A 19,922-nucleotide genomic window follows, 5' to 3' on the forward strand; every position below is an offset into this window, starting at 1 on the left:
CAATCAAATGTGGGAGCCGGCTTGCTCGCGATGGTCGTCAATGATGACGCGAAAAACCTGATGCCCCGCGGCGCCCTCAGGTTTTTCGCGAGCATGCTCGCTCCTACCGGGCAGCCGCCAGAATCAGCGCCTTCATCTCCGAAACCGCCGACTTGAAGCCCACGAACAACGCATGGGCTACCAGCGCATGGCCGATGTTCAGTTCGTTGATGCCCTTGATCGCGGCCACCGCCTCGACGTTGTGATAGTGCAGACCGTGGCCGGCATTGACGATCAGGCCCTGCGCCAGGCCGAACGCTACGCCGTCGGCGACGCGCTTTAGCTCTTCAGCCACTTCGGTCGGCGTCTCGGCATCGGCATAACGACCGGTGTGCAGTTCGATGGCTGGCGCACCGACGCGACGCGATGCTTCGATTTGCCGTTCGTCGGCATCGATGAACAGCGACACTTCAGAGCCAATCCTCGACAGGCGCTCCACAGCAGCCTTGATCCGCGCCTCCTGCCCCGCCACGTCCAGCCCACCTTCGGTGGTCAACTCCTGGCGGGTTTCCGGCACCAGGCAGATATGCGCCGGACGGATGCGCTCGGCGAATTGCATCATTTCTTCAGTGACGCCCATTTCGAAGTTCATGCGGGTTTGCAGCACGTCCTTGAGCACCAGCACGTCGCGCTCCTGGATGTGCCGGCGGTCTTCGCGCAGGTGCACGGTGATGCCATCCGCGCCCGCCTCTTCCGCATCCAGTGCCGCCTTGACCGGATCCGGGTAGCGCGTGCCCCGGGCCTGACGCAGGGTGGCAACGTGGTCGATGTTCACGCCAAGAAGAATGCGGGTGCTGGTGGTCACGGAAGCGCTCCAGAATAAGAAAAAGTTCGGTGCACAGCATACGGGGAGACTACGGCTTGCGAAACAGCTCGCGACTGACCAGTGGACGACCGCCCAAGTGAACAGCCAGTGCCTGGCGCATCAAACGCTTGGCCGCTGACAATGCACCAGGGGCACTCCAGTCAGCTTCAGCCATGGCCAGCAATTCGGCGCCGTTGAACAAACCGGGCTGCAGCAGATAGACCCGCTCCAGCCCCGCATCCACCTGCAAACGGTAGAGACCGTCTGGCGCAACGGGTTCGTCGTGGATATCGGTAGTCAATGAAAAGCCGTAGCCCAGGTCATCCAGCAAGCGCCATTCGAACGAACGCAGTAACGGCTCCAACGCCCGACCTTCGGCCAGGGCGAGCAAGGTCGCGGCGTAGTGATCGAACACCGAAGGGAAAGGGTCTTCGGCGGGTAGCAGGCGAATCAACAGCTCATTGAGATAAAGACCGCTGAACAGTGCCTCACCGTTGAGCCAGGTGGCGATGCCGGCGCTCTCCATGCGCCCAACATTTTTCAGCTCGCCACGCCCGCGAAACTCGACCTCCAGCGGCACGAACGGCCGCGCCAGCGTCCCGGCCTTGCCCCGCGCACTGCGCAATACCGCCCGCAGCCGACCTTGCGGCGTGAGGAAGTCCACCAAGGCGCTGTTTTCGCGGTAGGCACGGGAATGGAGGACGTAGGCGGGTTGGGGGATGGGTTGGGACATGGAGCTCTCAATGATGGATCGCGATTTTGCTGACAACCCAAAACCACTGTGGGAGCGAACCTGTTCGCGAAAGCGGTGGAACAGTCAACATCAATGCTGAATGTTACATCCTCTTCGCGAGCAGGCTCGCTCCCACAGTGGATCGTTATGCAGTCTTAGAGGTCGCCGTAGCCCAGCGAACGCAGGGCACGCTCGTCGTCGGACCAGCCGCCCTTCACCTTGACCCACAGGTTGAGCATGATCTTGGAGTCGAACAACAGCTCCATGTCCTTGCGCGCTTCAGTGCCGATGCGCTTGATGCGCTCGCCCTTGTCGCCAATGATGATCTTCTTCTGGCCATCACGCTCGACGAGGATCAAGGCATGGATATGCAGGGTCTTGCCCTGCTGCTTGAACTCTTCGATTTCGACGGTGATCTGGTACGGCAGCTCGGCGCCCAACTGGCGCATGATTTTTTCGCGTACCAGCTCGGCGGCGAGGAAACGGCTGCTGCGGTCGGTAATCTGGTCTTCCGGGAAGAAGTGATCGTTTTCCGGCAGATGATCAGCGATGACTTTTTCCAGCGCGTCGAGGTTGTGCCCGTGCTGCGCCGAAATCGGGATGATCTGTGCGTTCGGCAACTGCTCCTGCAACCAGCTCAGGTGCGGCATCAGCTCGGCCTTGTCTTCGATGCGATCGGTCTTGTTCAGCGCAACGATCAGCGGGCCGGTCACGTATTGCACGCGCTCGAGGACCATCTGGTCTTCGTCGGTCCACTTGGTGCGATCCACCACGAAGATCACCACGTCGACGTCTTTCAATGCCGCCGAGGCAGTCTTGTTCATGTAGCGGTTCAAGGCTTTTTCGCCGCCCTTGTGCATACCGGGCGTATCGACGTAGATCGCCTGCACATCACCCTCGGTCTTGATGCCGAGCATGTTGTGACGGGTGGTTTGCGGCTTGCGCGAGGTGATCGCCAGCTTTTGGCCGAGGATGTGGTTGAGCAGCGTGGACTTGCCCACGTTCGGACGGCCGACGATGGCAACATAGCCACAGCGCGTTGCGTTTGTATCAGTCATTGCCATTCTCCACACCCAGGGCAATCAGTGCTGCGGCGGCCGCTACCTGTTCGGCAATACGACGGCTCACACCCTGACCTCGGCTTTTTTCATTCAATAGGATGATTTCACATTCGACGAAGAACGTCCGGCAATGCGGTTCACCCTGGATATCCACCACTTCGTAACGCGGCAGCTCGCAACCACGGGACTGCAGGAATTCCTGCAGGCGGGTTTTTGGATCTTTGTTGGTGTCGACCAGCGTCAGGCCTTCGAACTCCCCAGCCAGCCAGGCCAGCACGCGCTCGCGCGCCACTTCCATGCCGGCGTCCAGGTAGATCGCGCCAATCAGCGCTTCCAGGGCATCGGCCAGAATCGACTCGCGACGAAAACCGCCGCTTTTCAGTTCGCCGGAGCCCAGGCGCAGGTACTCGCCCAGATCGAAACCACGGGCCAGTACGGCCAGGGTCTCACCTTTGACCAGGCGTGCGCGCAAACGCGACAACTGGCCTTCGCGGGCCAGCGGGAAGCGATCGAACAGCGCCTCGCCAGCAACGAAGTTGAGGATGGCATCACCGAGGAATTCCAGGCGTTCGTTGTTACGCCCGGCAAAACTGCGGTGAGTCAGGGCCAGGACCATCAGTTCCTGATCCTTGAAGGTATAGCCGAGCTGACGCTCGAGACGGCTTAAGGAGACGCTCACGGTTTACCCACGCTGAGTTCGTGGTTGGATTCCACCGCCATCGCCGGGAGTCGGCGCAGGCCTGGGACAATTAACGCTGTGTTCAAAAATAACGTCCTGAATATCGTTGTTTTCATGCCTCTGTCGCCGATTGTGCCGACTCCAGAAATGCATTCGGCGCTGTGTTGAACAGCGCCGTGCTTGATTACTGGATCAGGCCAACCCGCGAGAAATTCGGCAGGTGACTGAGTTTGGGTTCCGGCCAGCTCATCCAGACCGCGAAGGCCTTGCCGACGATATTCTTGTCGGGAACCATGCCCAGCAGATCCTTGGGAATGGCTGGATCATCCCAGTAGCGACTGTCGTTGGAGTTGTCGCGGTTGTCGCCCATCATGAAGTAGTGCCCGGCAGGCACTGTCCATGTACGGTCCGGTGTTGCGCGATAGCGACTCATTTCCTTGCGGATCAAGTGCTCGGCGACACCGAGTTTTTCCTTGTAGAGCTCGGCACTGCCCAGCGTGCCCGGCTCGGAGCCGACCAGCTTTTCGGCAATCGACTCACCGTTGACGAACAGACGCTTGTCAGCGGTGTACCGCACCGTATCGCCCGGCAGCCCCACTACACGCTTGATGTAGTTGACGTTCGGATCACTCGGATAGCGGAACACCATCACATCGCCACGCTGTGGCTCACCGACTTCGATGATTTTCTTGTCGATCACCGGCAAGCGAATCCCGTAGGAAAACTTGCTCACCAGAATGAAGTCGCCGACGTCCAGGGTCGGTTTCATCGAGCCCGATGGGATCTGGAACGGTTCCACCAGGAACGAACGCAGCACCAGTACGATGAACAGCACCGGGAAGAACGACTTGCCGTATTCGACCAGCAACGGTTCCTTGCCCAGTTTCTCGATCACCACCCCATCAGGCTGGCTGACGCTGCCCTGATAGGAGGCGATGGCGGCACGCCGACGCGGCGCCAGGATCAACAGATCAAGCAACGCCAACAGGCCGCAGACGAATACGGCGATGACCAGCAACAGCGGGAAATTTAGTGACATAGGACCTAACTATCCAACCTGAGCACGGCAAGGAAGGCTTCTTGTGGAATTTCCACGTTGCCGACCTGCTTCATGCGTTTCTTACCGGCCTTTTGCTTTTCCAGCAGCTTTTTCTTACGGCTCACGTCACCACCGTAGCATTTGGCCAATACGTTCTTTCTGAGCGCCTTGACGGTTGTACGCGCCACAATCTGCCCGCCAATGGCGGCCTGGATTGCCACGTCGAACATCTGCCGCGGAATCAGTTCCTTCATCTTCTCGGTCAACTGGCGACCTTTGTAGTGCGCATTGTCACGGTGCACGATCAACGCCAGCGCGTCGACCTTGTCGCCGTTGATCAGCACGTCCAGTTTCACCAGACTAGCCGATTGGTAACGATCGAAATGGTAATCCAGCGAAGCATAGCCGCGACTGGTGGATTTCAGGCGATCGAAGAAGTCCAGGACCACTTCGTTCATCGGCAAGTCGTAGGTCACTTGTACCTGGGAGCCCAGGAACAGCATGTCGACCTGCACACCACGTTTTTCGATGCACAACGTAATGACGTTACCCAAGTGCTCTTGCGGCACAAGGATATTGGCGCGCACGATCGGCTCGCGCATGTCTTCGATGGAAGACAGGTCCGGCAACTTCGACGGGTTATCGACGTAGATCGTCTCGCCGGTCTTGAGCAGCAGCTCGAAGATTACCGTCGGCGCCGTGGTGATCAGGTCCAGGTCATACTCGCGCTCCAGGCGCTCCTGGATGATTTCCATGTGCAGCATGCCGAGGAACCCGCAACGGAAGCCGAAGCCCAGGGCGTCAGAGCTTTCCGGGGTGTACTGCAGCGACGAATCGTTCAGGGTGAGCTTTTGCAGGGCCTCACGGAAATCTTCGAAGTCGTCGGAGCTGACCGGGAACAGACCGGCGTAGACCTGCGGCTGGATGCGCTTGAAACCTGGCAGCACATCGACGTCCGGCGTCGAACTCAAGGTCAGGGTGTCGCCCACGGGGGCACCGTGAATGTCCTTGATGCTGGCGATGATGAAGCCCACTTCACCGGCCTTCAGGTCAGCGGTAGGGGTGTGTTTCGGGTTGAATACACCGACGCTGTCCACTAGGTGGATCTTGCCAGTGGACTTGACCAGGATCTTGTCACCCTTCTTCACGCGGCCGTGACGCACGCGCACCAGGGACACGACGCCCAGGTAGTTGTCGAACCAGGAGTCGATGATCAACGCTTGCAGCGGATCTTCGATGTTGCCGGTGGGTGCAGGAATGGTGGTAACCAGACGCTCCAACACCTCATCGACGCCCAGGCCGGTCTTGGCAGAGCAAGTGACCGCGTCGGTGGCATCGATGCCGATGATTTTTTCGATTTCTTCTTTTACGCGGTCCGGATCAGCCTGTGGCAGGTCGATCTTGTTCAGCACCGGCATCACTTCCAGGCCCTGTTCGATCGCCGTGTAGCAGTTGGCAACCGACTGCGCCTCAACGCCTTGACCGGCATCGACCACCAGCAGCGCGCCTTCACAGGCGGCCAGCGATCGGCTCACCTCATAGGTGAAGTCAACGTGACCTGGAGTATCGATGAAATTCAGCTGGTAAGTGACGCCATCACGAGCCTTGTAGTAAAGCGTGACGCTGTGCGCCTTGATGGTGATCCCGCGCTCGCGCTCAAGATCCATGGAATCCAGTACCTGGGCTTCCATTTCACGCTCGGCCAGGCCGCCGCACATCTGGATGAAGCGATCGGCCAGCGTCGACTTGCCATGGTCAATGTGGGCGATGATGGAGAAATTGCGGATATGACTCAAATCACTCACGGATCAACACTCAAAAAGGCTGCAGGCATAGCCCGCCGAAAAATAGCCGGGAATTGTACCTGATCCACGGCGCAAGCGTCACGTTTGCAGGCCAGACGGCCCGTACAAAAACGCCCCGGTCTTGTGACAGGGGCGTTTTTTATCAGCAGCGAAGCGATGAACAAGTCGCCATCAACCGGCGCGACGCAGCAACCACAGCCCCGCCAGGGCACAGACACCGGCTGGCACGAGCACCGCAAACAGTGGCGAAAAACCGAAGACCAGGCTTGAAGGCCCCAACAAATCCTGGGCAATGCGGAAGGTGAAACCGACCAGCACACCGGTAAATACCCGCTGACCGAGGGTCACCGAGCGCAACGGACCAAAGATGAAGGAGATCGCCATCAGCACCAGGGCAGCGGTAACCAGCGGCTGCAACACCTTGACCCAAAATGCCAGCCAGTAACGGCCATTGTTCAGCCCCTGCTCAGCCAGATAGTGGATATAGCCCCACAGCCCCGAGATCGACAGCGATTCCGGCGCCATGACCACGGTGCTCAGCAACTGCGGGCTCAATGCCACATCCCAGCGCTCGACCGGGGCGCTCACCACTTCAGTGTTCCTTTCGTGGAACACCGTGGTGGTGACATCGGACAACTGCCAGTGATCCTTGTCGAACTCGGCGCGCTTGGCGAAGCTCGCCGACAGCATGTGCCGCTCCTTGTCGAAGTGGTAGCGGGTCACGCCGTACAGCAGGCCATTGGGTTGTACGGAGTTGACGTGGATGAATTCGTCACCCTGGCGATGCCACAAACCGTGTTTGGCGCTTTGCGCATCGCCACTGCCCTGGGCCAGCGAGCGGTTGGCCTGGGCGGTGCTTTCAGTCGCCGGCGCGACGTATTCGCCAATCAGCACTCCCACCACCATCAGCACCAGCATCGGCTTCATGACCGCCCAGACGATCCGCCCGATGGACACGCCAGCCGCACGCATGATGGTCAGCTCACTGTTGCTGGCCAGGCTGCCGAGACCGATCAGGCAACCGATCAAGGCTGCCATCGGCAGCATGTCGTAGAGCCGGCGTGGTGCCGTCAGCAGCACGTAGCTCATGACGTCGAGCAATGTATAGGTATCACTGGCATCGCCCATCTCGTCGATGAACGCAAACAACGTGGCCAGGCCGAGAATAATCCCCAATACCGCCAGGATCGCCATGAACACACTGCTGCCGATGTAGCGGTCGAGCTTAACCACGGGCCACCTCCAGCGCACTGCGGCGACTCGCCATCTTCAAGCGCAAAGGCTCCCAATAGAGCAGACCCAGGCCAATGGCCAGGAATATCCCATGCACCCACCATAAGCCCAGCGCTGGTGGGATCTTGCCCTTTTCAAGCGCACCGCGAGCGGCAATCAGGATAGTCAGGTAGGCCATATAAAGAAGGATTGCCGGCAACAACTTGAGGAAACGTCCCTGGCGCGGGTTGACCCGCGACAACGGCACCGCCATCAAGGTGACGATGAACACCAGCAGCGGCAGGGACAGGCGCCATTGCAGCTCGGTGCGCGAACGCAGGTCATCGCTGCCCAGCAAGGAGCTCGTGGGCATCGCGTCACGGTCGGTCACTTCGTCGCTGACGTCCGGCTTGGGCAGCAACACGCCGTATTCGTCGTACTTGATCGCCCGGTAATCGGCCTGCCCCGGATTGCCGTCATAGCGGTAGCCGTTATCGAGGATCAGGTAGCGGTTACCGTCGGGGCGGATTTCCTGGCGGCCTTTTTCCGCCACCAGCACGGAGATCCCGCGATCCTTGTTGTCGGAACCGAGGTTCTTTTGCGAGATGAAGACCCCCGCCAGATGGACGCGGTCATCAGACAACTGCTCGGTATAGGTCACCCGCGTGCCATCGCGCAGGGCCTGGAAACGGCCAGGCTCCAGGGTGTCGAACTCGGTCAGGGCGTCCTGCTTGTTCAGCAGCAGCTGGAACTGATTGGCGCCTTGTGGCGCCAGGCTCAGGCTCAACCAGGCAACGACCAGCGCAACCAGGGTGGCCGGAAACAGGGTCATGCGAAACAGGCGTTGCTGGCTCATGCCCGTGGCCGACAGCACGGTCATCTCGCTCTCAAGGTACAGGCGGCCGTAGGCCAGCAGTATCCCGAGAAACAGGCCCAGCGGCAGGATCAGTTGCAGGAATCCCGGCAGGCGAAAACCCATGATGAGGAACAGTGAGCCCGGATCCAGTTGACCCGAAGCGGCCTGCGCGAGGTACTTGATGAAGCGTCCACTCATGATGATGACCAGCAGCACCGCACTGACGGCACTCAAGGTCAACAGGACTTCGCGGGATAGATAACGAAAGACGATCAAACCAGACACTCCAGGGTTGTCAGGCTATGGCGGCCAAACAAGCAAACACGTCAGACAGCCCGCAAGGCAGGGCCGCCGAAAAAAAGATTGCGCATTATCCTGTGATTGGGTGCGCCTGTCACTGCGCAATGCATGGGGAGGACTGTAGGAGCGAGCGCTCCGGGCGGCGATCCGACGATGGTCGTCAACGATAACGCGGGAAGTCTAAAGCCCCTCGGCGGCCTCAGGTTCTTCGCGAGCAGTCGAGCGTCGACCGGCTGCTCCCACAATCTACAACCGAGGGTTGTCAGGCGCCGCTGGCGAGGTTCAAACTGCCGCCTTCGTCGCCGGTCGATCCTGGCGCCTTTCTATTTATAAGCAAGCGCTGCCCATACCTTGTCCAGCGCTTGCTATTGACCATCAATTCAGGGATCCGGACATGGAACTGGTTGTAAAAAGCGTCAACCCGCAAACGTTGAAAACCGCCACGCTGGTGGTTGCCGTCGGCGAGGGCCGCAAGCTCGGCGCCGTTGCCAAACAGCTCGACGAACTCAGCGCTGGCGCCATCAGTGCCGTACTCAAGCGCGGCGACCTGGCCGGCAAGGTTGGCCAGAGCCTGTTGCTGCACAGCCTGCCGAACCTGAAAGCCGAACGCGTATTGCTGGTCGGCGTGGGCAAGGACGAAGAACTGGGTGACCGCCCGTTCCGCAAAATCGTTGCCGGCATCCTCAACACGCTCAAAGGCCTGGGTGGCAGCGACGCCGTGCTGGCCCTGGACGAAATCGTGGTCAAGGGCCGCGACAGCTATGGCAAGACCCGCCTGCTGGCCGAAACCCTGGTGGACGGCGAATACCAGTTCGACCAGTTCAAGAGCCAGAAAGCCGAGCCGCGCGCGCTGAAGAAAATCACCCTGGTGACCATCAAGGCCGCCGAGGCTGAAGTGCAACGCGCCGTGACCCACGCCACCGCCATCGCCAACGGCATGGCGTTTACCCGTGACCTGGGCAACCTGCCGCCGAACATCTGCCACCCGACCTTCCTCGGCGAGCAAGCGAAAAACCTCGGCAAGCAATTCAAGGACCTGAAAGTCGAAGTCCTCGACGAGAAAAAGATCAAGGCCCTGGGCATGGGCTCGTTCTACGCCGTCGGCCAGGGCAGCGCCCAACCGCCACGCCTGATCGTCATGCAATATAACGGTGGCAAGAAGTCCGAGAAGCCCTACGCCCTGGTCGGTAAGGGCATCACGTTCGACACCGGCGGCATCAGCCTCAAGCCGGGTGCCGGCATGGATGAAATGAAGTACGACATGGGCGGCGCCGCCAGCGTGTTCGGCACCGTGCGTGCCGTGCTCGAACTGAAACTGCCGATCAACCTGGTGTGCATCCTGGCTTGCGCCGAGAACATGCCCAGCGGCAACGCTTCGCGCCCGGGCGACATCGTTACCACCATGAGCGGCCAGACCGTGGAAATCCTCAATACCGACGCCGAAGGCCGTCTGGTGCTGTGCGACGCCCTGACCTACTCCGAGCGATTCAAGCCGCAAGCGGTGATCGACATCGCCACCCTGACCGGCGCCTGCGTGGTTGCACTGGGCTCCCATACCTCGGGCCTGCTGGGCAACAACGAGCAATTGATCGACCAACTGCTCAGCGCCGGCAAGGCTGCCGACGACCGCGCCTGGCAACTGCCGCTGTTCGATGAGTACCAGGAGCAGCTGGACAGCCCGTTCGCCGACATCGCCAATATCGGCGGTCCGAAAGCCGGCACCATCACCGCGGCTTGCTTCCTGTCGCGCTTCACCAAGAACCTGAACTGGGCGCACCTGGACATCGCCGGCACCGCCTGGACCAGCGGCGGCAAGGACAAGGGCGCCACCGGTCGTCCGGTTCCGCTGCTGACCCAATACCTGCTGGACCGTGCCAAAGCCTGAAACCAATGACCCTGGGGCGACGTCACTTTTGGGCGACGTCGACCCGGGCTCAGGAACCGCAATGACCAAAGTCGACTTTTATATCCTGCCCAGCGCCGATCCTTCGGCGCGGCTGGACTTCGCCTGCAAGCTCACCGAAAAAGCCTGGCGCATGGGCCATCGCGTCTACCTGCATTGCAGCGATGCGGCCCAGCGTGACGATCTCGATGCGCGCCTGTGGGCATTCAAGGGTGAAAGCTTCGTGCCCCACGGCCCCGCTGAAAATGAGCCCGACAGCCTGATCGTGCTGGGCGTTGGCGATGACTGCGGTTCGCATCAGGACCTGCTGGTCAATCTCGACCTGAAAGTACCGGCCTTTGCCCAGCGTTTCGCCCGCGTGGCGGAAGTGGTGGTTGAAGATCCGGTCATACGCACGGCTGCGCGGGAGAGTTTCCGTTTCTACCGCGAACAGGGCTATCCTCTGCAAGATCACCGTTTACAGCGACTCTGAGCATTCCGATGGACACTCCAAAACCGCTGCAACAATCCGCGCACCTGCTGGACGACCTCGAGTCGATCCGCCAACTGCTCGGCGATGACAACCTGCAACCACCGCTGCTGACCGACACGGTCGAGGAAGGTGACCAGGAACAGATCCCGATGTTGTTCGACACCGTCCGCGAACCCGCGCCGGCCGTCGCACCAACACCCCTCAAACCTGCTGCCGAACCCGCGCCGAGCGCCAATCAGAACGCCGACGCCCTGCTCTACCTCGACAGCGAACTGCGCGCCGCTGCGCAATTGATCATGCAAGACGTGATCGACGACTTCGCGCCGCACATCGAAACCGAAATCAAACGCCGCCTCAGCGCGCGCATGGAACGGCTTCTCAGTCAGTACAACGACTGAACCACACACTGCCCCCCTGTGGGAGCGAGCCTGCTCGCGAAGGCGGTGTAACAGTCACCCTTTAAGTCGACTGGCACAACGCTTTCGCGAGCAGGCTCGCTCCCACATTCGCTCTGCGCCTGTCTGCACCTGCTCGCCCTATCCTTGATGCCCCGCTATACTCGTCGGCTTTTCCTGAATTAATGCCAATAGGGTCCCGCCGCGCATGGATAAGACCTACCAGCCGCACGCCATTGAAACTTCCTGGTACAACACCTGGGAGTCAGAGAATTACTTCGCCCCGCAAGGCGCGGGCGAGTCCTACACCATCATGATCCCGCCGCCGAACGTCACCGGCAGCCTGCACATGGGACACGGCTTCAACAACGCGATCATGGACGCCCTGATCCGTTTCCGCCGCATGCAGGGTCGCAACACCCTGTGGCAACCGGGTACCGACCACGCCGGTATCGCCACGCAAATGCTGGTGGAGCGTCAACTCGAAGCCCAGGGCCAGAATCGCCACGACCTGGGCCGCGACAAATTCCTCGAGAAAGTCTGGGAATGGAAGGATCAGTCCGGCGGCAATATCAGCCGTCAGATCCGTCGTCTCGGCTCGTCCGTGGACTGGAGCCGCGAGCGCTTCACCATGGATGACGGCCTCTCGGAAGCCGTGAAGGAAGCGTTCGTGCGCTTGCACGAAGACGGCCTGATCTACCGCGGCAAGCGCCTGGTCAACTGGGACACCAAGCTGCACACGGCGATTTCCGACCTTGAAGTGGAAAACCACGACGAAAAAGGTTTCCTGTGGAACCTGAAGTACCCGTTGGCCGATGGCGCCAAGACCGCTGAAGGCAACCCGTTCCTGATCGTCGCGACCACCCGCCCGGAAACCATGCTCGGCGACTCCGCCGTCGCGGTTAACCCGAACGATGAGCGCTACAAAGCCCTGATCGGTAAATTTGTCGAGCTGCCGCTGGTCGGCCGCCGCATCCCGATCATCGCCGACGATTACTGCGATCCCGAATTCGGCACCGGCTGCGTGAAAATCACCCCGGCCCACGATTTCAATGACTACGAAGTCGGCAAGCGCCACAACCTGCCGCTGCTGAACATCTTCGACAAGAACGCCCATGTCTTGCCAGCCGTTCAGGCGTTCAACCTCGATGGCACTTTGAACGAAACGATCGACGGCAAGATCCCGGCCGAGTATGCCGGCCTGGACCGTTTCGAAGCGCGTAAACAGATCGTTGCGGCGTTCGAGGCCGCGGGCCTGCTGGTCAGCGTCGACGATCACGCCCTGAAAGTACCGAAAGGCGACCGTTCCGGCACCATCATCGAGCCGTGGCTGACCGACCAGTGGTATGTGTCCACCAAGCCGTTGGCCGAACCTGCGATTGCCGCCGTCGAGGACGGTCGCATCCAGTTCGTGCCGAAACAGTACGAAAACATGTACTTCTCGTGGATGCGTGACATCCAGGACTGGTGCATCAGCCGTCAGCTGTGGTGGGGCCACCGGATTCCAGCCTGGTACGACGAGTCGGGCAAAGTCTACGTCGGTCGCGACGAAGCCGAAGTGCGCGCCAAGCACAACCTCGGCCCGGACGTCGCGCTGCAACAGGACAACGACGTACTCGACACCTGGTTCAGCTCGGGCCTGTGGACCTTCTCCACGCTCGGCTGGCCGGAACAGACCGAATTCCTGAAGAAATTCCACTCCACCGACGTCCTGGTCACCGGCTTCGACATTATTTTCTTCTGGGTTGCCCGGATGATCATGCTCACCATGCATTTGGTGAAGAACGAAGACGGCACACCGCAGGTGCCGTTCAAGACCGTGTACGTGCACGGCCTGGTGCGTGATGGCCAAGGCCAGAAGATGTCCAAGTCCAAGGGCAACGTCCTGGACCCACTGGACATCATCGACGGTATCGAGCTCGAAGAGCTGGTGCAGAAACGCACCTCCGGCATGATGCAGCCGAAACTGGCGAAGAAGATCGAGAAGCAGACCCGTGAAGAGTTCGCCGAGGGTATCGCCAGCTACGGCACCGACGCCCTGCGCTTCACCTTCTGCTCGCTGGCGTCCACCGGTCGCGACATCAAGTTCGACATGGGCCGCGTCGAAGGCTATCGCAACTTCTGCAACAAGATCTGGAACGCCGCGCGCTACGTGCTGGACAAGGGCGAAGACTGCGGCCAGAACGGCGAAGCCTACGAGCTCTCTCTGGCTGACCGCTGGATCATTTCGCAGCTGCAACGCACCGAAGCCGAAGTCACCCGCCAGCTCGACCAGTTCCGTTTCGACCTGGCCGCGCAAGCCTTGTACGAGTTCATCTGGAACCAGTATTGCGACTGGTACCTGGAACTGTCCAAGCCAGTGCTGTGGGACGAAAACGCCCCGGTCGAACGCCAGCGCGGCACCCGTCGCACCCTGGTTCGCGTGCTCGAAGTTGCCTTGCGCCTGGCGCACCCGTTCATGCCGTTCATCACCGAAGAAATCTGGCAGCGCGTCGCGCCGCTGGCCGGTATCGAAGGCAAGACGATCATGCTGCAACCTTGGCCAGTGGCCAATGAAGCGCGCATCGACCAGGCCGCCGAAGACGACATCGAATGGCTCAAGGGCCTGATGCTCGGCACGCGTAACATCCGTGGCGAGATGAACATCGGCCCGGGCAAACCGCTGCCGCTGTTCCTGAAGAACGTCAGTGCAGAAGACCAGCGTCGCCTGACCGAGAACGAAGCCCTGCTGAAGAAGCTGGCGCGCCTGGAATCGATCACCGTGCTGGCTGCTGGCGAAGAAGCACCGCTGTCCGCCACTGCCCTGGTCGGCGAGATGGAAGTGCTGGTGCCAATGGCTGGCCTGATCGACAAAGGTGCCGAGCTTGCGCGTCTGGACAAGGAAATCCAGCGCCTGCAAGGCGAAGTGCAACGCGTCGGTGGCAAGCTGTCCAACGCCGGGTTTGTTGACAAGGCTCCGGCCGAAGTTATCGACAAGGAACGCGCCAAACTGGCCGAAGCCGAACAGGCTCTGGGCAAGCTGGCCGAGCAGCATGCGCGGATTGCCAGTCTGTAACGGCAAATCGCAATAAAAAAAGGGAGACCCAAGTGGCCTCCCTTTTTTATGTCCACCGCAAATCCCCCTGTAGGAGCTGCCGCAGGCTGCGATCTTTTGATCTTGTTTTTTAAAAGCAAGATCAAAAGATCGCAGCCTGCGGCAGCTCCTACAGGGGCGCACCGATTACGGTTGGATGTGGGACAATAGCCGCCACTTTTAGCCATACCCGAATCGATCACACCCATGACCGCCCCCCGTACACCCAAACCTGCGCGTAAAAAGCCCGAATCCGTGACTCCGGCCAAAGCCGTGGAGCCGCGCGAAAAGGCCAGCTTGCATCCGCGCAACCGCCACCAGGGTCGTTACGACTTCCCGGCGCTGATCAAGACCACGCCGGAACTGGCGAAGTTCGTGATCATCAACCCCTACGGCAAGGAAAGCATCGACTTCGCCAGCCCGGACGCGGTGCGGGTGTTCAACCGGGCGCTGCTGAAGTCGTTCTACGGCATCGCCCACTGGGACATTCCGGCTGACTATCTGTGTCCACCCGTTCCAGGGCGTGCGGACTACGTGCACTTCCTCGCCGACCTGCTGGCCAGCGGCAATGATGGCGAGATCCCCCGGGGCGCCGCGGTCAAGGTGCTGGACGTGGGCATGGGCGCCAACTGCGTGTATCCGTTGATCGGTCATAGCGACTACCGCTGGCAGTTCCTCGGCTCGGAAATCGACGCCACCGCCATCGCCGCCGCCAGGGCCATCATCCAGTCCAACGGTTTGAACAAGGCCATCCAGATTCGCCAGCAGGGCAACCGCAAGCATATTTTGCTGGGCCTGCTCGAGAGCGCCGAGCGGTTTGACTTGACGATGTGCAACCCACCCTTCCACGCCTCGTTGGAGGAAGCCACCCGAGGCAGCAGCCGTAAATGGCGCGCGCTGGGCAAGGCCGATCCGAAACGCAAACTGCCAGTGCTGAATTTTGGCGGTCAGGCGGCGGAATTGTGGTGTGAGGGCGGTGAAGCGCGATTCGTCACCCAACTGATCAGCGAGAGCGCTCAGGTGGGTCAGCAGGTGTTGTGGTTCAGTACCCTGGTATCGAAAGCTTCGAACCTGCCGGCAATCCAGACGGCCCTGAAAAAGGCTGGCGCATTGGAAAGCCAGGTGGTGGAAATGTCCCAGGGCCAGAAACAGAGCCGCTTTGTGGCCTGGACCTTTCAGACAAAATCCGAACAACAAGTCTGGCGTGAGCGTTGGGCTCGCACTAGTTGAATGTAGGCTGGCAAGCCATTTTTCTGAAAGCCAACAGGCTACAAACGCCCCGAAATACCGGGGCGTTTGTTATTCAGAAGTAAAAGCATATTTAGAACAACTTCCAGTCTCCAGAGGAGACTGACTGTTATTTATGACAGTATCACCCCGAAAAATTCAGCTGCATTGTAATGGACCATCAGAAAAGCTCTGGAGTCCACAACATGCGCCTGCAAACACTCGCAACACCGATCCGTAGATGCCTGTATGCATTTTGCCTGAGCAGCGCTTCGATGCTGCCCGCTTCCGCTAGCGAGAGCGAAAGTTTTTGGCACGAAGTCAAACCGGTCGATTCGGTTCCTGCCCAACCCCAGACAAACGAGGGATCAGCTATTCCCTCGCACTACCGAGAACTCCATCTAGACCTGCCAGGCCTTCATCAATATCTGTCCGCTACCGGTAAATCCGGCCAGGAAGGATCATCGTCGCGTCAGGTGAGCCTGCCCTTACCTCAGGGCGGATTCAGCCAATTCAACTTGCTTCAATCAGGCGTCATACCCACCGCTCTCGCCAAGCGTTTCCCAAACATACTCAGTTTCAAGGGGCGCGATAGTAGTGGTCGCTTGGTAAGTCTTGACCTGTCAAGCAAGTCGCTACGCGCTTCCATTTCAAACGGTCAGGACGTGTGGCTGATTCAGCGAGCCTGGAATGCACAGGGCAATACCCAGGCGACGGGTGAAAAGGCAGCCCGTTACTTCAGCTTCAGTCAATTTGATATACCACCGGAAAAACCGTCAATCGACTCAGAGAGCGAGCCATCCACCGCCACACCGCCATATGGCGTGCCCCGGGGAAATATTCTCTATAACTTTCGAGTGGCTATTACTTCAAACAGCGGATTCACCCAAGCTTTTGGTGGCACCGTCGAAGATGGTCTGTTCGCAGTCGTCAATACGGTCAATCGAGTAAATCGGGTTTTTGAACGAGATTTGGGAGTGAGTTTCACGCTGACTGATGAAAATGACAAACTCATCTTGACGGACCCCGCGCTGGATCCCATCAACGATGGTTTTACCTGGCACGAGTCAAACAGAAAGCTGATGGACCGGTTGATAGGTGCAAATAGCTATGATGTTGGCTTCATGTTCACTCCACATGAAGGCGGCAGTGCGGGGGGAATAGGCAACACCTGCGTTGTTGAGGGAGGCACTCCCGCGCCCAAAAAGCATACGGCCTACGGAGATTCAGGACACCACGACCCAGTAAACGCCCCGAAGTTTTTTGAGACCACCGTGCACGAGTTCGGGCACAAACTCGGCGCTCAACATGTTTTCGAGGGTAATCAGATAATGGGATACGGCAGTCCAAGATATGCATACTTCCATGCCTTGTCCCTTGATGAAATGCACGCTTGGCTACAGTCCCTCGGTGGTCAATGTGCCACCAAAGCATTAAATCCAGTCAACGCCCCATGGATCGATCACGACTCTTTGCCCATGCCTCATATGCGTGTTCCCGCTAACACTCCGTTCAGATTGTCAGCAACAGTGCTGCACAGCGCCCCCAACGCAGCACTAACGTACGCGTGGGACCCGATGAATGGGCCCCTACCTACCGAAATAACAGATGATCCCGGATATGGAAATCTTTCTATACCTCTACTCCCATCGTCATCGAATGAACGAACCTACCCCTCTCTCCCGGTAATATTGAACGAAAAGTTACCCACCCCTGGCGACCTGTATCCGAAAAAATCCCGTGATTTGAACTTCAACCTGACAGTGCGGGATAACCAGGCCGTGCATCCAACCACTGCTAAAGCGAACGTCAAGGTCGGGGTTGTGGACACAGGTACAGCGTTTGCTGTAACAGTACCGAGCAGCTCCGTGAACTGGAAAGCAGGCGAAATCTATGACATTGCCTGGAACGTGGCCGGGACAGATGTTCAACCCATCAGTTGTCTTCGAGTTGCCGTGCATCTGTCAATCGACGGTGGTCATAACTTTCTGAAGGAGCCTTTGGTTACCAAGCGGTTAAACAATGGGAGTGCAGCGGTAAAACTTCCTCTTGTGAACACAGTAAAGGCTCGCCTCTCTGTGAGCTGCGAGGACAATATCTTCTTTGCAGTCTCTCCAACGGATTTCGTCATTACTCCATAATCCGCCTCAGAATCGCAGACACAAAAAAACCGTGCCCGGATCACTCCGGCGCACGGTTTTTTTTAACAAGTCTTACTTGTTAACAGCGTCGGTCAGGCCTTTAGCCACAACCAGCTTGATCACTTTCTTGGCAGCGATTTCGATGGCGGCGCCAGTCGAAGGGTTACGGCCAGTACGGGCAGGACGCTCAGTCACTTTCAGTTTGCCGATACCTGGCAGAGTGATTTCGCCGCCGTTTTCCAGCTGATCGGCAACGATTTGGCCCAGTTGGTCCAGAGCGTTACGCGCGGTGGTTTTTGGCGCGTCGATAGCTTCAGCGATGTCGGCGATCAGTTGGTCTTTAGTAAGAGCCATGTAGTGTTCCTTCCCTATCAAATTCATATGGATTGCAGAGTGCAGTGTCAGCCATCGAGCCCGATCTTTTGGATCCGGCACCCTCGGCCAAATAACCACGGGATCGGGGTTATAGATTCCGAAATCAGGGTTTGGTTCGACCTGACAAATGCTGAATGCACGCTTAACGCAGTGACTACGCGTAAGACCGCGCAAAACTAGCACAGAGGCGGGGAAATATCCGCCTCTAGCTACCCAATTGGTCAGCTTTATTGCTCTAAATCGGCAAAAAAACGCATAAGCACCACCGGTCGCCCCGCAATTGCCGTTCGCACCGCGCCAAAACCAGTGGTTGCGGTACACTGGGCGCTTTTTCGGGGAGCACGCCCTCCCGTCTTCCTTCAGCCGAGAAGCCCATGCCGATCCGTCATTGCATCGTCCACCTGATCGACAAAAAACCCGACGGCACACCTGCAGTTCTGCACGCTCGGGACTCCGAGCTGGCCGAGTCCAGCGCCATCGAGAACATGCTTGCCGACCTCAACGAAAGTTATAACGCCAGACAAGGCAAGGCCTGGGGTTTCTTCCATGCCGAATCCGGGGCGCATCCGTTCAGCGGCTGGCTGAAGGAGTACTTCGATGGCGGCAAAGACTTCACCGCCTTCAGCCGCGTGGCGGTGGAACACCTGCAAAAACTCATGGAAGAGTCCAACCTCTCGGTCGGCGGCCACGTGCTGTTCGCCCACTATCAGCAAGGCATGACCGATTACCTGGCGATCGCCCTGCTGCACCACAGTGAAGGCGTCGCGGTGACCGAACAACTGGACGTGACCCCCTCCCGTCACCTGGACCTGGGCCAGTTGCACCTGGCGGCGCGAATCAACGTGTCGGAGTGGCAGAACAACAAGCAGTCCAAGCAGTACATTTCGTTCATCAAAGGCAAGAATGGCAAAAAGGTTTCGGAGTATTTCCGCGACTTCATCGGTTGCCAGGAAGGCGTTGACGGCCCCGGTGAAACCCGAACCCTGCTCAAGGCCTTCAGTGACTTCGTCGAAAGCGAAGACCTGCCCGAAGACGACGCGCGCGAGAAAACCAAGACCCTGGTGGATTACGCCAGCAGCCAGGCCAAGCTCGGCGAACCGATGGGCCTGGAAGAGTTATCGGAACTGATCGACGAGGACCGCCCGAAAGCCTTCTACGACCATATCCGCAACAAGGACTACGGCCTGTCGCCAGAAATCCCGGCTGATAAACGCACCCTGAACCAGTTCCGCCGTTTCACCGGCCGCGCCGAAGGCCTGTCCATCAGCTTCGAAGCGCACCTGCTGGGTTCGAAAATCGAGTACGACGAAGAAGCCGGCACGCTGATCATCAAGGGACTGCCAACGTCGCTCACCGACCAGCTCAAGCGCCGCAACTGATGCTCGGTAGCGTATTGAAGAAATGCCTGCTGATCCTGCTGGTGGTCGTGGTCTATCAGCATTGGGGCAAGATCGAGCGGGTGTTCAACCCGTCGCAAGTAGTGCCCGAGCAGACCCAGGCCAAGGCCAACGTCGTGCTTTACGCCACCGAGTGGTGCGGCTACTGCAAGCTGACCCGGCGTTTTCTCGATCAGAAAGGCATTCCCTACAAGGAATTCGATATCGAGAAGGATGACGAAGCGCGCAAGGCTTACCAGGCGCTGGGCGGCGGCGGGATTCCGATCATCGATGTCAACGGGACGTTGATTCGCGGGTATGACCCGGATGCGATTCTGGCGGCGTTGAAATGATTTAAAGGTCAAAAGATCGCAGCCTGCGGCAGCTCCTACAGGGTGTACATCGATCCCCTGTAGGAGCTGCCGCAGGCT

17 protein-coding genes are annotated in these 19,922 nt (G+C 59.0%); 8 read left to right on the forward strand and 9 right to left on the reverse strand.

The window, feature by feature from the left end; all coding sequences use genetic code 11:
- Positions 1-103 precede the first annotated feature (103 nt).
- The 8 genes from pdxJ to lptF all read right to left on the reverse strand — a co-directional run bounded on the left by pdxJ (position 104) and on the right by lptF (position 8,505).
- Complete coding sequence (pdxJ, locus tag HGP31_RS25295; RefSeq protein ID WP_033039429.1) at positions 104-844, reverse strand: pyridoxine 5'-phosphate synthase; 741 nt, start codon at positions 842-844, stop codon at positions 104-106.
- Positions 845-893: 49 nt separating this feature from the next.
- On the reverse strand, positions 894-1,577 hold the full coding sequence (recO, locus tag HGP31_RS25300; protein ID WP_020799459.1) for a DNA repair protein RecO: 684 nt from the start codon (positions 1,575-1,577) through the stop codon (positions 894-896).
- A gap of 155 nt (positions 1,578-1,732) precedes the next feature.
- A complete protein-coding gene (era, locus tag HGP31_RS25305; RefSeq protein ID WP_020799458.1) occupies positions 1,733-2,635 on the reverse strand; it encodes a GTPase Era in 903 nt (300 codons plus the stop codon).
- On the reverse strand, positions 2,628-3,317 hold the full coding sequence (gene rnc / locus HGP31_RS25310) for a ribonuclease III (protein WP_018927089.1): 690 nt from the start codon (positions 3,315-3,317) through the stop codon (positions 2,628-2,630). Before rnc ends, era begins: the two co-directional genes overlap by 8 nt.
- Before the next feature lie 184 nt (positions 3,318-3,501).
- Positions 3,502-4,356, reverse strand: coding sequence for a signal peptidase I (gene lepB / locus HGP31_RS25315; protein ID WP_020799457.1), 855 nt, complete (start codon positions 4,354-4,356; stop codon positions 3,502-3,504).
- Positions 4,357-4,361: 5 nt separating this feature from the next.
- Positions 4,362-6,161: a translation elongation factor 4 gene (lepA, locus tag HGP31_RS25320; RefSeq protein ID WP_020799456.1), complete on the reverse strand. Its 1,800-nt coding sequence runs from the start codon at positions 6,159-6,161 to the stop codon at positions 4,362-4,364.
- 171 nt (positions 6,162-6,332) lie between these two features.
- Positions 6,333-7,394: an LPS export ABC transporter permease LptG gene (gene lptG / locus HGP31_RS25325; protein ID WP_020799455.1), complete on the reverse strand. Its 1,062-nt coding sequence runs from the start codon at positions 7,392-7,394 to the stop codon at positions 6,333-6,335.
- On the reverse strand, positions 7,387-8,505 hold the full coding sequence (lptF, locus tag HGP31_RS25330; protein WP_020799454.1) for an LPS export ABC transporter permease LptF: 1,119 nt from the start codon (positions 8,503-8,505) through the stop codon (positions 7,387-7,389). Before lptF ends, lptG begins: the two co-directional genes overlap by 8 nt.
- Before the next feature lie 418 nt (positions 8,506-8,923).
- Here lptF and HGP31_RS25335 point away from each other — a divergent pair, with 418 nt between their 5' ends.
- The 6 genes from HGP31_RS25335 (at position 8,924) to HGP31_RS25360 (ending at position 17,740) form a co-directional block, all read left to right on the forward strand.
- Positions 8,924-10,414: a leucyl aminopeptidase gene (locus HGP31_RS25335; RefSeq protein WP_033039432.1), complete on the forward strand. Its 1,491-nt coding sequence runs from the start codon at positions 8,924-8,926 to the stop codon at positions 10,412-10,414.
- 61 nt (positions 10,415-10,475) lie between these two features.
- The gene (locus tag HGP31_RS25340) at positions 10,476-10,904 is read left to right on the forward strand and encodes a DNA polymerase III subunit chi (protein WP_020799451.1); all 429 of its coding nucleotides are present in this window, start codon (positions 10,476-10,478) and stop codon (positions 10,902-10,904) included.
- Positions 10,905-10,912: 8 nt separating this feature from the next.
- Positions 10,913-11,302, forward strand: a complete 390-nt coding sequence (locus tag HGP31_RS25345) for a hypothetical protein (RefSeq protein WP_020799450.1) — start codon at positions 10,913-10,915, stop codon at positions 11,300-11,302.
- A gap of 205 nt (positions 11,303-11,507) precedes the next feature.
- A complete protein-coding gene (locus HGP31_RS25350) occupies positions 11,508-14,354 on the forward strand; it encodes a valine--tRNA ligase (protein WP_020799449.1) in 2,847 nt (948 codons plus the stop codon).
- Between the two features lie 225 nt (positions 14,355-14,579).
- A complete protein-coding gene (rlmF, locus tag HGP31_RS25355) occupies positions 14,580-15,602 on the forward strand; it encodes a 23S rRNA (adenine(1618)-N(6))-methyltransferase RlmF (RefSeq protein WP_168758870.1) in 1,023 nt (340 codons plus the stop codon).
- A 203-nt stretch (positions 15,603-15,805) separates the two neighbouring features.
- Complete coding sequence (locus HGP31_RS25360) at positions 15,806-17,740, forward strand: reprolysin-like metallopeptidase (protein ID WP_168758871.1); 1,935 nt, start codon at positions 15,806-15,808, stop codon at positions 17,738-17,740.
- A 72-nt stretch (positions 17,741-17,812) separates the two neighbouring features.
- Here HGP31_RS25360 and HGP31_RS25365 read toward each other — a convergent pair whose 3' ends face one another.
- Positions 17,813-18,094 carry an HU family DNA-binding protein gene (locus HGP31_RS25365; RefSeq protein ID WP_007905514.1) on the reverse strand — a complete coding sequence of 94 codons (282 nt, stop codon included), beginning with the start codon at positions 18,092-18,094 and terminating at the stop codon, positions 17,813-17,815.
- A gap of 395 nt (positions 18,095-18,489) precedes the next feature.
- Between HGP31_RS25365 and yejK the strand changes: the two genes are divergently transcribed.
- Both yejK and HGP31_RS25375 read left to right on the forward strand, forming a co-directional pair.
- Positions 18,490-19,494: a nucleoid-associated protein YejK gene (gene yejK / locus HGP31_RS25370; protein WP_168758872.1), complete on the forward strand. Its 1,005-nt coding sequence runs from the start codon at positions 18,490-18,492 to the stop codon at positions 19,492-19,494.
- A complete protein-coding gene (locus HGP31_RS25375) occupies positions 19,494-19,844 on the forward strand; it encodes a glutaredoxin family protein (protein WP_083349699.1) in 351 nt (116 codons plus the stop codon). The genes yejK and HGP31_RS25375 overlap by 1 nt, the downstream gene beginning before the upstream one ends.
- The last annotated feature ends 78 nt before the right edge of the window (positions 19,845-19,922 follow it).

This window comes from Pseudomonas umsongensis, from assembly GCF_012647205.1.
Taxonomy (GTDB): Bacteria; Pseudomonadota; Gammaproteobacteria; order Pseudomonadales; family Pseudomonadaceae; genus Aquipseudomonas; species Aquipseudomonas umsongensis.

What these genes read in the sequence shown, in the direction of transcription:
- recO (WP_020799459.1), bottom strand. Translation starts at nt 1,577, where the DNA reads ATGTCCCAACCCATCCCCCAACCCGCCTACGTCCTCCATTCCCGTGCC.
- era (WP_020799458.1), bottom strand. Translation starts at nt 2,635, where the DNA reads ATGACTGATACAAACGCAACGCGCTGTGGCTATGTTGCCATCGTCGGC.
- lepB (WP_020799457.1), bottom strand. Translation starts at nt 4,356, where the DNA reads ATGTCACTAAATTTCCCGCTGTTGCTGGTCATCGCCGTATTCGTCTGC.
- HGP31_RS25335 (WP_033039432.1), top strand. Translation starts at nt 8,924, where the DNA reads ATGGAACTGGTTGTAAAAAGCGTCAACCCGCAAACGTTGAAAACCGCC.
- HGP31_RS25340 (WP_020799451.1), top strand. Translation starts at nt 10,476, where the DNA reads ATGACCAAAGTCGACTTTTATATCCTGCCCAGCGCCGATCCTTCGGCG.
- HGP31_RS25345 (WP_020799450.1), top strand. Translation starts at nt 10,913, where the DNA reads ATGGACACTCCAAAACCGCTGCAACAATCCGCGCACCTGCTGGACGAC.
- HGP31_RS25350 (WP_020799449.1), top strand. Translation starts at nt 11,508, where the DNA reads ATGGATAAGACCTACCAGCCGCACGCCATTGAAACTTCCTGGTACAAC.
- rlmF (WP_168758870.1), top strand. Translation starts at nt 14,580, where the DNA reads ATGACCGCCCCCCGTACACCCAAACCTGCGCGTAAAAAGCCCGAATCC.
- HGP31_RS25360 (WP_168758871.1), top strand. Translation starts at nt 15,806, where the DNA reads ATGCGCCTGCAAACACTCGCAACACCGATCCGTAGATGCCTGTATGCA.
- HGP31_RS25365 (WP_007905514.1), bottom strand. Translation starts at nt 18,094, where the DNA reads ATGGCTCTTACTAAAGACCAACTGATCGCCGACATCGCTGAAGCTATC.
- yejK (WP_168758872.1), top strand. Translation starts at nt 18,490, where the DNA reads ATGCCGATCCGTCATTGCATCGTCCACCTGATCGACAAAAAACCCGAC.
- HGP31_RS25375 (WP_083349699.1), top strand. Translation starts at nt 19,494, where the DNA reads ATGCTCGGTAGCGTATTGAAGAAATGCCTGCTGATCCTGCTGGTGGTC.